The following is a 12,872-nucleotide window of genomic DNA, read 5'->3' as shown; positions in this document are numbered from 1 at the left end:
AACGCCCGGCCCCGGTGAACCTCCGCAGTCCAACGACGAGCGGAGGAAGACTTCATGGCCTGGGACAGCGTGCCGTGGTTCACCGAGGGCGGCGCGGAGCACTCCAGCGAGGTGGCCCGCCTCCTCGCCTACGCCGCGTTCGGAGGCTCCGAGGGAATCATCGGCAACTCCGACCTGCAGGTGAAGGCCCTCTCCACCCCCGGTTCGAAGATCCAGGTCATGACCGGGGCCTGCGCCATCCTCAACAAGGGGACCGGCGGCAAGTACCAGGCGTACGCGGCCCGCCTCCCGTCCGCGGACAGCATCAGCATCGCCCCGACCACGAACAGCGCCCGCAGTGACCTGATCGTCGCCCGCATCGAGAACCCGTGGTCGGCCGGAGAGTCCTGGAACGAGCCCTCCGACGTCACGGTCGGCCCGTACGTCTACACCCGGGTCATCTCCTCGGTGCCCTCGACGACCAAGCGCGTCAAGCAGGTCCGACCCAGCGACAGCGCGATCACCCTCGCCCGCATCGACATCCCGGCGAACACCACGAACATCACGCAGTCGATGATCAAGGACCTGCGGGAGATGGCGAACCCCCGGCGCCGCCGCGTCGTCCGCGCGCTGCGTGGTGTGTGGGACGAGCCGGACGCCGTCGGCAACATCAAGTACCCGTCATGGGAGGAGTTCCCGCAGGGCGCCCGCTGGGACATTGAGGTCCCGGAGTGGGCGACGTCCGCCACGATCATGGCGACCTTCGCGGGCCTGGACCAGCGCAACGCCAAGGACGCGTACGGCAGATTGCGAGTCGACCTCGGGTCGTTGAGCACCGCAGAGACGCGCTTCAACTGCGACTGGGTCGGGAGCGCGCAGAGGTTCACATTCGTGGCGGGCGGGACCGTGTCCATCCCTTCCAGCATGCGCGGCAACGTCTACGACGCCGTCCTCATGGGAACCGGCGACACGTCGGCGGCCGGGCAACTCGAGGCCGACGGCGGCGCTTCGGTGTTCCTCGACATCGAGTTCGTTGAGGACCCGTCCGAGGACGCCATCTGATGCAGGGGTGGCGGTTCATCGCACAGCGGGCGACCACGGACCAGATCATCGACTGGGAGGTCCCGTTCGCGCTGTCGACCAACCCGAAGCGTGATCTGTCCGGGCCAGGCGCCATGGCGGGCACCATCACCCCCGAGTACGCGCGCATGATCGGCTCTGACGGTTCCCCGGTCCTGGAGGAATGGGGCACCAAGTTGTACTTGGAGATCGACGGCGATCTCCGGTGGGGCGGCCTGGTCACGAAGTGCGCGTTCGACGGTCCGCAGTTCACCGTGGGCTGCGAAGGCTTCTCCTCCTACCCGCACGGCATTCCGTACGAGAGCTACCTGATCTCCGGAAAGAAGATCACCCCGAAAGATCCGAACGCCGGCAAGGACAAGAATCATGACGGCTATTTCGATGGCGTGAAGCCGAAGAAGAAGGTGCCCAAGCCGCCCAAGAGCTATGGCGGGCCCCGCATCGACGTCTACGACGCGTTCCGTCACGTGTGGAGTCACGTCCAGTCCAAGCCCGGCGGTGACATCGGCATCGACGTCGACAGCCACGACCTTGGACAGCTCCTCGGCACGTCCGACGGTGAGGACCCGTGGGAGCTGGCCTGGTTCAACAACCCCGACTGCGGCGAGACGTTGGACACCTTGACCACGCAGACGCCGTTCGACTGGGTCGAGACCCACGAGTGGGCGGGCGACACGGGGAACACGATCAAGCACCGAATCCGGCTCGGCACGCCACGGCTGGGCCGTAAGCGGACCGACCTGCGGTTCATGGACGGCGAGAACATCAACGCCATCGCCAAGCCGGAGGGCCTCGGGGACGACTACGCCAATGAGGTCCAGGTCCTCGGCAAGGGCGAGGGCACGAAGATGAAGAGGGCGCAGGTCTACCGGCCGCGCGGGGACCGGCTGCGCCGCGTCGTCACCGTCACCGACAAGACCCTGTCGTCGGCGTCCGCGCTCCGCTCGCGCGGCGAGAAGGAACTCGCCGACCGCTCCGCCGAGCTGCAGATCCCTGCGATCCAGATCATCGACCACCCCAACGCACGCTTCGGCTCGTGGTCCCTGGGCGACGACATCCTCGTCCAGGTCGAAGTCCCCTGGCTCGGCGACGTCTCCATCTGGCACCGGATCGTCGGCGACGAGATCAGCGCAGACGGCTCCTGCACTCTCTCCCTCAAGCGCTCCAACAGCTTCCACTATTAGGGCACGTATCGGGTCGCGATCAATGAGCGGCTTTCCCCTCGCGCGGATCTTCGATCCGGTAGATCGTCTTGCATGACACGTGCGCAACTGGCCGACGTGGAGTGGGAGTTCATCGAGCCGTACCTGCCGGTCGGCGAGTATGGCCCGTACCCGGTGCGGCTGTGGCAGCAGTTCGAGGGGGTGCTGTGGCGCTCTCGGACGGGCGGGCAGTGGCGGGAAGTGCCCGCCGAGTGCGGTGCCTGGTCGACCGTCCACGACCGATTCCGGCAGTGGCGCGATGCCGGTGTCTTCGAGGCCCTGCTGGAGGGGCTGATAGCCGAGGCCGCGAAGCGGGGCAAGGTGGATCTGTCGCTGGTCAGTATCGATTCCACCACCGCCCGAGCCCACCACGACGCCGCCGGAATGCATCTCGATCCCTGCGTGCTCGACGCGCTGGAGAAGGCCACCGAGGAGAAGAGGCTCAGGTCAAAAGGGGCGGTTGCGAAGTGCAAAACGGGCGAAAGGCCGAAGGCGATTCCGGCGGGAGGAGCGACGACGCATCCGGCGCCGTCGCAAACTCCGACTGAAGGCTGCGCTCCTGGGACGCTCCCGGGGCGGGCAGACCAGCAAGGTCCACCTCGCCGCCGACCGCAGGTGCCGCCCACTGGCGTTTGTCCTGACTGCGGGGCAGGCCGCCGACGGCCCGCAGTTCATCCCCGTACTGGACAAGGTGCGCATCCACGGGCCCGTCGGCCACGACGCCGAGCTCTACAAGGAGAGAAACACCGTCGAGCGCCTGATCAACAAGCTCAAGGCGTGGCGGGGCATCGCGACCCGCTACGACAAGACCCCGGAAAGCTACCTCGCCGGGCTTCATCTGCGCGCCTCGGTGATCTGGATCAAAGACCTCACCCGAATGAGAGCCGAGAGCCGCGCAGGTCATCGAGGGACGTAGCTTGTCGGGATCGCAGTTGTGGACTCTCAGCGACAGCCGCATTCCCGGATGTTCGGATTCCGGTGGCCCGCTGCCGCCCGGGGGGTGTGGCTCGTGCGCCACCAGCGCCGTGTCGGCCCGCGGGTTCAGACAAGGGCGGCCGCCAGGCAGACGAAGGCGGCGATGATGACGGCGACGCGGACGTAGTGCCAGCGGTCCCAGCGATTCAGCTGCTCCTTCCAGTCGTCAGGCCGGTTGTCGGCGGTCCACGCCTTGACCCGGTTGTTGATCGGGACGAGCAGCGTGAGCGACATGATCACACTGAGGATCAGCAGCGCGCCGGCGGTGACGACGAGGCCGGTGCCGGGGTGGTCCCACCCACCGATGGCCCAGGCCCCGACGAGGACGAGCGAGCCGATGTACCAGAACGGCATCACGGCGCCGCCCAGTCGGGCCCCGTGGGTGCGGGCGCGCAGGCCGTTGTCGCCCGGGAGTGCGTTGAGGATCGGGTTGCTGAAGAAGGGGACGGAGAACTCCACCCCCACCATCACGCCGACTACCACGGTGGTGACGACCTCAAGTGCGTTGAGCATGATGACCCCTCCAGGAATCTAGCGGCGCTATGTAATGTGACAACGCTAGCACTGCTGCCGCTCGATTGCCTAGCGGTGCTAGGGTCGAATCATGTCGGTACAGGAACGCAAAGAGCGCGAAAGGGCGGAGCGCGAGCGCCTCATCGTGGCGACAGCCCGAGAACTCGCCGAGCAGCAGGGTTGGGAGGCGGTCACCACCCGCCGGCTGGCCGAGCGCATCGAGTACAGCCAGCCCGTCCTCTACAGCCACTTCCGCGGCAAACAGGAGATCATCGGTGCCGTCGCCCTCGAGGGCGCCGCCGAGATGGCCGCGGCGGTGCGGGCCGCGACCTCCGCCGCGACCAGTACGCGCGGCCGGGTCACGGCCCTCGCCCGCGCCTACCTCGACTTCGCCGAACGCAACCCGGCGCTCTACGACGCCATGTTCCAGCTCGACGGCGGCCTGGCCTTCGCACAGGAGGACACCCCGGAGCCGCTGAAGAACGCCTTCGCCGCCCTGCTGGAAAGCCTCAGCGAGGTCGCCGGGGACGGCGTCCACCCGGGGTTGTTCACCGAGCTGTTCTGGGCGGCCCTGCACGGGATCGCGACCCTGACCCGGGCCGGACGGCTGCCGCCGGAGTACGTCGAGCAGAGGGTAGAGCTCCTGGTGGACCGTCTCGCCGTGCTCTGACGCACCGTCTCGGATGGCAGGCAGCCGGGGCCCGTACCCCCGACGGGGCACCCGCCCCGGAAGCTTCGGTGCTCATTGATCACGACCCGATACGCGCCCTAGGTGCGCTCCCTAGCCTCTCGACCTTCGCGTTCGGCCCGGACCACGAACTCCCACACCGCCAGTCCGTACAGGTCGATGACATTGATCTCGCTCTCGAAGGCCAGCTTCTCAGCCCGGCGCCGCGTGTCGGCGTCCAGATAGAAGAACGTCGGCCATTCGTCCTTGGCCGGTTGCGGGCAGCACAGGCGCCGACTGCACACGTCCCTTTCCGGCTCTGTCTCTTCACTCGTCCAAGGGGGCACCGGATAGGCAGACAGCTTCTTGACTGCGGCCTGTTTGCGTTCGATCACGTCCACGGTGGAAGTCCGCAGAATCGTGCGGGCGAAATGGTGGCTGAACCAGCGGGTCCGGTCGACGTCGTCGATGGTTGCCCGGGTCGCTTCCATGCGATCGGACAGCTCCCACCAAGGGATATCCAGGACTACGCCCCGAGTTGAGCATCCGGCTTCCAGATGTACGCAGTGGCCACGACGGCAGTAGTTGGCCTGCTCCATCTCGTCGAACCAGTCATCCACGGTGAGCCGGCCCTTTGCCGAATTGCAGCGTCGGCAGACTGGAAAGAGGTTCTCGACGGCGTTCCGGCCACCCTCTGCTATCGAGTCCACGTGGTCGAGCGTCGTCGATCGCATCGCGTTGCAGTAGACGCACAGCCCTCGATTCGCGGTCAGAACCATGAGCCACACGTACTCCGGCTGATCTCTGTCTCCCATCTACTCCCCCACCAGAAGAGTGGCCTCCCCAGCCACTGGCACCGGCAGTATTCACTGCCGGTGCACGCGTGTCTCAGCTGAGGAGGCCGCGACACTAACCCTCCCTGCCGCGCAACGTGCCCGGCCATGGCGAACTTCCTCGACGACCAGACTGACGCGAAGCGCCTGGCGACCCTGCTCGCCGACTACGAACGGCGCCTCCAGGCACTGGAGCGCAGCACCCAGGCCGGATACACGTCCATTGAGGGCGGCTCTCTCGACATCTACGACGACGAGGGCACTCTCAAGGGCTCTGTCGGCGTCCAGGAAGACGGCACGGTCGCCCTCGTCCCGGTCAACAGCGGGCCGCCGCCAACGCCGACGGCGCCGGCCGTCTCGAACCAGTTGGCGGGCCTGCAGATCGGCTGGGACGGGGCCTGGGCCGACTCGTACACCACGCCCGCTGACTTCGCTCTGGTGCAGGTCCACGTCGGGCGCAGCGCCGACTTCACGCCGGACCTGACGACGCAGCTCGCCACGATCGGCGCGGCGCTCGGCGGCACCGTCACCGTCAAGGTCGACAACTACGAGCCGGTATGGGTGCGGCTGGTCGCCGAGAACACCGCCGCGGTCACCGGCCCGGCTTCCGACACGGTCCAGGGCACGCCACAGCAGGCCGTCGGCCAGGACCTGATCGACGGGATCATCACCGAGAACAAGCTTGCTGAGGCCGCGGTCACCGAGGCCAAGGTCGCTCTGCAGGCCATCTCCAACGAGAAGCTGCAGCAGGGCGCGGTCAACGATCTGATCCTCGCCGACGACGCGGTCACCGAGGCGAAGATCGCGACTGGGGCTGTGGGGTCGGCGGCGCTTGCCGACGGCGCGGTCCTGGCCGACAAGCTCGCCAAAGCGTCGGTGACGAAGGACGCGCTCGCCGCGGCGTCCGTGTCGCTGAACTCGCTGACGGGGGCGCTCGGCGACAGCATCGGCCAGCGGTACACGGATACGTTCCGCGACCCGACCGTGTGGGAGGCATTCTCCACGGCCACGGGCGCCACCTGGGCCGTGAACCCGTCCGCGACCGGCACCCCGTCCGGCGGCGGTCTCCTCATCGCGAACGGCGACGTGCAGCTCGCCGGCAAGGCGCTGATCGCCCAGGACACCGACACCCTGTACCGGGTCATGGTCCGCGTACGGGCCACGGCGCAGGACGCGTCCGGACCCGCCACCGTCTACCTCGGCGCGATCGGCGTTGCCGACGACGGCACCACGCTGGTCAACCGCTCGGGCGCGGCGTCGACGTCGATGCACTACTACTGCGCCTCCAACGGTGGCGCGCTCGCCGTCGCGGACGGCTGGAAGACGTACGTCGGCTACATCCAGGGCCGGGTCACGGACGGCGCGACGGCCCCCTCCGGCCCGCAGACCGACCCGCGCGTCCCCGGCGCCACCCACGCGAGCGTGCGCTTCCTGCGGCCCACGGTCTGGCTCAACTTCGGCAAGGGCACGGCCGCGGTGATGGAGGTCGACGCCTTCACCATCGAGCCGCTGCGCACCGGCGTCGTCGGCTCGTCGAACCTCGTCGCCGGGTCGGTCAACACGGCGGCCCTGGCGGCGGACGCCGTGGTCGCGGGCAAGGTCGCAGCCGACGCGATCACCGGCCGGGAGATCGCGGCGAACTCCGTGTCGACGTCGGAGTTGGTGGCCGGAGCGGTCACCACGGACAAGCTGACCGTCGTCGGCGGCGCGAACGTGCTCAACGATCCCTCGTTCGAGGGCGCCTACGCCGCGGCGCTCGCCGCGAAGTTCGCGTGGGCGGTCCAGGACCTCGCCTTCGGTAACGCCTCCGCCGCGTCGATGAAGGTCACCACCGACGGCACAGCCCAGTGGCGGGCCATCGAACTCGCCCTTCTGCCCGTCACCGCAGGCGACCAGCTGTACATCGCGGCCGACTACTACGCCTCCGCCGACTGGGCGGGCTCCGAGGTCAACGTCCACGTCCGGTGGGAGACCGAGGGCGGCACCACCCTCGCCACCGACAAGGGCAGCTCCCGGACGACGACACCGTCCAAGGGAGCGTGGGCGCGACTGGCCGCGACCTACACCGCCCCAGCGACCGCCACCCGGGCCCGCGTCCGCATCGAGACCGGTCTCGTCACCGCGGGTGCCACGTGGTTCGACAACGCGGCGTGCCGCCCCGTGGTCGGTGGCGTACAGATCGCGGACGGCGCGATCACCACGCCGAAGATGATCGCCAACTCGATTCAGGGAGACCGGATCGCGGTCGGCACCCTCAACGGCGACCGGGTAGTCGCCGGATCGATCACGACCAGCCAGCTGTCGGTGACCACCGCGGCGAGCGTCGTGCAGAAGCTCTACGACGCCGGCGCCGAAGCCTCGAAGTGGCGCTCCGCCGGTTCGAGCACCACGACCACGAGCGCAGTGTCCAACCTGACGTCGGTGACCGTGCCGGATGCGCAGTCCGGCGGCTACGTGATGCGCGCGGTCGGCGCCGTCAACAGCGTCTGGCGGCCGGACATCCTGATCCCGTTCGACCCGAACGTCCTCTACCGGATCAGCGTCACGGTGCGGCAGACCGTCGCAAGCACGGACACCGCACAGCAGCGGTTCTACTGCGGTGTCGCGGGCATTGCCGCAGACGGGGCGACGCTCGTCAACATCGACGGCAACGCGGCCGGGAGCTCACAGCACTACGTCGCAGCCGCGCAGCAGCCCCTCACCGCCGGAGCCGGATGGCAGCGGTACACCGGCTACCTCAGGGGCTATGCCGCGGCCGGAGCCAAGGGCACCACCGCGGCCTGCCCGTCTCCGACCGCTCCCGGCGCGCTGCACGCAAACGCCCGCTACATCACCCCCCTGTTCTACGCGAACTACCAGACAGGCACGGGCACGGCCGAGATCGACATGATCACGGTCGAGGTCCTGGAGACCGGCGCCGTACAGACCATCAACATCGCCGACGGCGCCATCACCGCGCCGAAGATCCTGGCTGGCTCGGTCACCACGGACAAGCTGGTCGCCTTGAGCGTCACGGCCGAGAAGATCGCATCGCTCGCGATCACGACGGACAAGCTCGCCGCGCTGTCCGTCACAGCCGCGCAGTTGGCCGCGAACTCGGTGACGGCGACGAAGATCCTCGCCGGGTCGATCGACGCCACCCACATCAAGGTCGGCTCCCTCACGGCCGACCGGCTCGCGCTGGGCACCGACGGCAACGTGATCGCCGACCCCAGTTTCGAGGGTGCCCTGTCCGACCAGCGGGTCGCGTCCCGCTCAACGTGGTCGATCGTTGCCGGGAACGGCACACCGCGGGCAGTGCAGACCGTGTGCACGGCGGCGGCCGCCACCACGCAGGCCCTGCAGCTCGCCGCCCTGGCGGGCATGCCGGGCCAGAAGGTGTGGCTGTCCATGGACTACCTCGCCTCAGCCGACTGGGCTGGCGAAAGCATCCGGATGTACGCGACGTGGCTGAACAGCTCCAACACGGCGCTGGGCTGGAGCACCCTCAACATCACTCCCGCGGTGAAGGGCACGTGGACCACCGTCAGCACCGTCCCCACCACCCCCGCGCCGACCGGCACGACGCAGATGCAGGTGTGGATCTCCGCCTTCCAGGCAACAACCGGCACGATCGCATTCGACAACGTCTCGTGCCGCGTCGTCATGGCCTCCGGCGCAATCGCCGGGGCGCGTGCCGAAGTCTCCCCACAGGGTCTGCAGCTGTTCGACGACAGCGGGGACGAGGCGGTCGCCCTGGTCACCGGCCGCCCCAACTACCTGACCTTGTCGACGGACGGCACGCCGGTCGCCACTATCGACCAGGACGGCGGCGCCGGATTCCAGCGCCTGGCCGTCGCAGACACCGTCTCCATCGGCGGCAGCGACCTCGCCGACGTCCTCGCCCAGTTCCCGCGCGGCATCCAGGCCATCGACTACCAGATCAGCACCCGCACCACGACCGGAACCGAGATGGGATTCGTGGAACTGGGCGCCACGATCGACACGAGCCGCATGTACCGATTCGTGTTCACCGCCCGCGCCAACCCCTCCTCGGATGGCGGGGAGTTGCGACTGCGGCTGCGCGACGGCGGCACTGGTGCACCGACGATCAACTCCCCTCAGATCTATGTCGCCGTGCATCACCAGGCGCTCGGCAACAGCTTCACCGCGGGCCTGGAGCACATTGCCTCCGGGCCGTCCCTCGGCGCAGGCGATCACCGATTCCTGATCAGCTTCGAGAACGCCCTGGCCCCGTCCGGGCAGAGCTGCGAGCTGTACGGGGGCGCCGACAACCACGGCGTCTTCTACGTCGAGGACATCGGCCCGTACATCCCGGAGACCGGCGGCTACAACAACGGCGGCGGCACGAGCGACCCGATCGTGAAGCAGTACGAGAAGACGTACACGGCTTCCTGGTCCGGCACCTACGCCAACCGCGGCTCGTACAACTCGTACTACGGGTCCAAGTGCATCCAGGGCTACTACTCCAGCACCAACGGCACGCAGGCAGCGCTGATCGGCTTCCCGTCGTCGCTGGCCAGCGACCTCGCGGGCGCCACGATCGTGAAGGCGCAGGTCTACATCTACTTCGACCACTGGTACGCGAACGCCGGCGGCAAGGCCGTCATCAAGGCCCACTCCCACACGTCGCGTCCGTCGTCGTTCTCCTCCGACTCCGAGTCGAAGACGATCTCGTGGGCCCGCAACGAGGGCAAATGGGTCGACATCACCAGTGTCTTCGACAGCACCAAGTGGCGCGGCATCGCCCTTGACCCGAACAGCAGTAGCTCGACGTACTACGGCATCGCCCGCGGCGTCGGCCAGTCCAATCCGCCCAAGCTCAAAGTGACCTACACCAAGTGAGGACCCTTGTGACGACTGTCCTGCCTCTGTCGCTGTCCGCGATCTGCACCCTGGCCTGCGAGCCGACGTTACTGCCACGCGTCCGCATGGCCATCGCGGTCATCGCGCAGGAGGTCTTCGCCGAGGACCCGACCACGCCCGGCTACCCGCTGCGTTGGAACCTGGCGAAGACCGCGCTCACCCCGACGGAGGCGCAGGCGGCGCAGATGGCAATCGGCCTCGTCGTCACCCCGCCGCTTCTGCAGGCCGCCGCGACATCAGGCAGCACGGCCGGACCCGAGATGGCGGCCGCGATCACCGACGAGCAGCTGCTCGGCGCGATACGGCGGGGCTGGAGCACCGTCGCCGGAGTCGCTCCTGCGGTGTCTGCGGCCGGCGACGGGCAGGGCGCGACGTAAACGACCGCGGTCGTGCACCGTTCGCGCTTGCGGGGAGCCGTGAGCCCTTTCCCCGGGGCTCCGGCTCCCGCGCACCCATGACCAACCGATATGAGGGAGCGCCAGTGGATGGGCTCGTCTCGCTGGCACCCGTACTTGCTCCCCTCTTCGGGATGCTCGGCGCACTCGGCGGCGCCTGGCTCGTGTACCGGCAGGGCAAGAAGAACAGCGAAGCCACGGCCGTGAAGAACCTGACCGACGGGTTCACCAGCCTCCTGGAGCAGCAACGCGCCTCCACTCAGCAGACGTTGGAGCGGATGACCACGCTGGAGGCGAAGTACGAGACGCTGGAGCGCAGCGTCGAGGAGCTGCGCGAGGAACAGCGCAAGTGGCGGCGCTGGAAGGCGGCCGCCGTCGAGTACATCCACGACCTGCAGGACGTGATCCGCGCCGCCCTGAACCGGCCCGCGCCCGCGCCGCCGGACGAGATCGCCTCCGACATCACCGGGCCGGACTGGTCCTGAGCAGGCGACGCAAGCAGTCCCCAGCGGTGACCGTGCCCTTCCGCATCACCTACGGAAGGGCACTCCCTTGTCGGACACGCTCGACTCCATCACCATCGGCGCCCAGGTCGGCGCCTTCCTCCCGATGCTCACCGCGATCGTGCAGCGGCCCGCCTGGTCGGCCGAGGTGAAGAAGGCCGTCGCGGTCGCGCTCGCCCTCATCGCGGGCGTCGGGACCGTCCTGGTCGCCGGGGGCTGGCAGCAGCTCCAGGACGGCCCGCAGGCGTGCACCACGATCCTCGCGGTGATCGCCGCCGCGCAGTCCACGTACGACCTGATCTGGAAGCCGACGACGATCGCCCCGGTCATTGAGTCGCTTACCAGCCGGAACAGCCAGGAACCGGCCGAGTAGCCGCACCAGGGCGGAGGCCCGCCGCGGGCCGGCGGGTATCATCCGCAGCGGTGGCCGTTTCGCCGCCGAACTCACTGCGTTGAGGGCAGCTGCCGGAACTCATGGGGTGTTAATCCTTTTCGTCCCAGGTCACTCCGGTGGTGACAAAGAGTCCGAGACCACTGCGCGCGTGCAGAGCGCCCAGGGCTGGAGAGCGGTCGCTCCTGCTATGACCCAGCACACGGGGTGAGTTCGGTCGCGAAGCGGCCACCGTTTACACGTCGCCGCTCCGCGCGGCACGGCTCGAGACCAGCGGGCCGCGAAGACCAGGAGGAACCCGGGGATGGCCGACGCGCAGCCGCCTGCCGAGCAGGTCACGGCAGAGGCCAAGCGCCTCACCGACATGACGCACCAGGCGTTCTACGAGGCGTGGATCGCGCACGTCCAGGACGGCGGCGTCAACGAGGTGCGGGCAGCAGCGTTCAGCTCTCCGGACGTGGCGGGACGCACGCTCCTGGCCGCTGACCGTGCAGGCCGGGAACTCAAGACCGCACTGCCCCGCCGGGACGGCGAATCGAAGCGCGAGTATCAGGCCCGCATGAGTGCCTTCCGGGAGCAGCTCCAGGCCGCGCGCGTACCGGTCGTCGCCGCGATCGAGGACTTGGCCGTCGACGAGGCCGAGTTCCTGGCGCAGCTCGACAACGAGGCGTTCACCGAGGAGTGGCTGGCGTTCGTGCAGCAGGCCGCGGGCGCCAGTGTGCGTGCCGGGCACAACTACGTGCAGGGCCTCGCGTTCCGCTCGCCGCAGGTCGCGGCGCGCACCCAAACGCTGGCCGTACGGATGATGCGCGCCACCAGTCGATTCCTTCCGCAGACCGAGGGCGAGTCCCGCAAGGCGTACGAGGCGCGCGTCTCGCAGCTCCAGTCCCGGCTGGAGGCCGAGCTGCGGTTCCTGCAGTACACGCTGAACTACATGACGGCGCGCTGGGGCCGGATGCCGACCGCCCCGAACTACCGGCTGCAGGCGATGAACCTGCTCGCCGAGAAGTACCCCGAGGAGTTCTCCCAGTTGCGCAACGCGGTGCGCGAGAACGCGGCCGAGGCGCGCGAGGAGGTCCGCCGGCAGAAGCGGCAGGCGCGCCGCGCCCAGGCGCGCCCGGCGAGCTGACGCCGCAACCAGCCTTCCCAGGGCGCGCCCGCGACGGGCGCGCCCTTCTTCATGCCCGGGCGCGCCCGCGCCACCAGGGCGCGCCACGTCGGTGCGCCTTGCTCAGGGCATGCCCTGGGTGGCGCGCTTGCCGGGGCGCGCTCCTCGTCGGCGCGCTTCGTTGGGCGCGCTTCAGGTGGCGCGCGGCCGGGCTGCAGGCGCGCCGACGAGTGGCGCGCCTGACGATTGCGCAGGTCAGAGGGTGGCGCGCCTGACGGTGTGGCGCGCCGCGAGCGTGAGCGCGCCGTCGGGGAGGGCGCGCCGTGGCGCGGGCGCGCCCGGCCGATGGCGCGCCTTCAT

Annotated in this window: 10 protein-coding genes and 1 pseudogene; 9 read left to right on the top strand and 2 right to left on the bottom strand. The window is 68.9% G+C overall.

The window, feature by feature from the left end; genetic code table 11:
• Positions 1 to 54: 54 nt before the first annotated feature.
• The 3 genes and pseudogenes from B072_RS0140865 (at position 55) to B072_RS47210 (ending at position 3,177) form a co-directional block, all read left to right on the top strand.
• On the top strand, positions 55 to 1,041 hold the full coding sequence (locus B072_RS0140865) for a hypothetical protein (RefSeq protein WP_018535791.1): 987 nt from the start codon (positions 55 to 57) through the stop codon (positions 1,039 to 1,041).
• On the top strand, positions 1,041 to 2,243 hold the full coding sequence (locus B072_RS0140860; protein WP_018535790.1) for a hypothetical protein: 1,203 nt from the start codon (positions 1,041 to 1,043) through the stop codon (positions 2,241 to 2,243). The genes B072_RS0140865 and B072_RS0140860 overlap by 1 nt, the downstream gene beginning before the upstream one ends.
• Positions 2,244 to 2,315: 72 nt before the next feature.
• Positions 2,316 to 3,177 (top strand): annotated as a pseudogene (locus B072_RS47210) (transposase).
• A gap of 125 nt (positions 3,178 to 3,302) precedes the next feature.
• On the opposite strand, the gene B072_RS0140850 reads toward B072_RS47210, so the two are convergent.
• Positions 3,303 to 3,749, bottom strand: coding sequence for a DUF1772 domain-containing protein (locus tag B072_RS0140850; RefSeq protein ID WP_018535788.1), 447 nt, complete (start codon positions 3,747 to 3,749; stop codon positions 3,303 to 3,305).
• Between the two features lie 91 nt (positions 3,750 to 3,840).
• On the opposite strand from B072_RS0140850, the gene B072_RS0140845 reads away from it, so the two are divergent.
• Positions 3,841 to 4,419, top strand: coding sequence for a TetR/AcrR family transcriptional regulator (locus B072_RS0140845; protein ID WP_018535787.1), 579 nt, complete (start codon positions 3,841 to 3,843; stop codon positions 4,417 to 4,419).
• 98 nt (positions 4,420 to 4,517) lie between these two features.
• On the opposite strand, the gene B072_RS45185 is transcribed toward B072_RS0140845, so the two are convergent.
• On the bottom strand, positions 4,518 to 5,195 hold the full coding sequence (locus tag B072_RS45185; protein WP_158689305.1) for an HNH endonuclease signature motif containing protein: 678 nt from the start codon (positions 5,193 to 5,195) through the stop codon (positions 4,518 to 4,520).
• A 162-nt stretch (positions 5,196 to 5,357) separates the two neighbouring features.
• On the opposite strand from B072_RS45185, the gene B072_RS45180 reads away from it, so the two are divergent.
• The 5 genes from B072_RS45180 (at position 5,358) to B072_RS0140815 (ending at position 12,533) form a co-directional block, all read left to right on the top strand.
• Entirely contained in the window at positions 5,358 to 10,094 is a 4,737-nt protein-coding gene (locus B072_RS45180) for a hypothetical protein (RefSeq protein ID WP_020573027.1), read from the top strand.
• 8 nt (positions 10,095 to 10,102) lie between these two features.
• Complete coding sequence (locus B072_RS0140830) at positions 10,103 to 10,492, top strand: hypothetical protein (protein ID WP_018535785.1); 390 nt, start codon at positions 10,103 to 10,105, stop codon at positions 10,490 to 10,492.
• Positions 10,493 to 10,596: 104 nt separating this feature from the next.
• A complete protein-coding gene (locus tag B072_RS0140825) occupies positions 10,597 to 10,995 on the top strand; it encodes a hypothetical protein (RefSeq protein WP_018535784.1) in 399 nt (132 codons plus the stop codon).
• A 67-nt stretch (positions 10,996 to 11,062) separates the two neighbouring features.
• On the top strand, positions 11,063 to 11,386 hold the full coding sequence (locus B072_RS0140820) for a hypothetical protein (protein ID WP_018535783.1): 324 nt from the start codon (positions 11,063 to 11,065) through the stop codon (positions 11,384 to 11,386).
• A gap of 322 nt (positions 11,387 to 11,708) precedes the next feature.
• Positions 11,709 to 12,533 carry a hypothetical protein gene (locus B072_RS0140815; protein WP_018535782.1) on the top strand — a complete coding sequence of 275 codons (825 nt, stop codon included), beginning with the start codon at positions 11,709 to 11,711 and terminating at the stop codon, positions 12,531 to 12,533.
• The last annotated feature ends 339 nt before the right edge of the window (positions 12,534 to 12,872 follow it).

It is taken from the genome of Streptomyces sp. HmicA12 (genome assembly GCF_000373565.1).
Classification (GTDB): Bacteria; Actinomycetota; Actinomycetes; order Streptomycetales; family Streptomycetaceae; genus Streptomyces.
Note: the sequence above shows the minus strand (reverse complement) of the source record. Positions and strands in the feature narration are given on the sequence as shown.

What these genes read in the sequence shown, in the direction of transcription:
- B072_RS0140865 (WP_018535791.1), top strand. Translation starts at nt 55, where the DNA reads ATGGCCTGGGACAGCGTGCCGTGGTTCACCGAGGGCGGCGCGGAGCAC.
- B072_RS0140860 (WP_018535790.1), top strand. Translation starts at nt 1,041, where the DNA reads ATGCAGGGGTGGCGGTTCATCGCACAGCGGGCGACCACGGACCAGATC.
- B072_RS0140850 (WP_018535788.1), bottom strand. Translation starts at nt 3,749, where the DNA reads ATGCTCAACGCACTTGAGGTCGTCACCACCGTGGTAGTCGGCGTGATG.
- B072_RS0140845 (WP_018535787.1), top strand. Translation starts at nt 3,841, where the DNA reads ATGTCGGTACAGGAACGCAAAGAGCGCGAAAGGGCGGAGCGCGAGCGC.
- B072_RS45185 (WP_158689305.1), bottom strand. Translation starts at nt 5,195, where the DNA reads ATGGTTCTGACCGCGAATCGAGGGCTGTGCGTCTACTGCAACGCGATG.
- B072_RS45180 (WP_020573027.1), top strand. Translation starts at nt 5,358, where the DNA reads ATGGCGAACTTCCTCGACGACCAGACTGACGCGAAGCGCCTGGCGACC.
- B072_RS0140815 (WP_018535782.1), top strand. Translation starts at nt 11,709, where the DNA reads ATGGCCGACGCGCAGCCGCCTGCCGAGCAGGTCACGGCAGAGGCCAAG.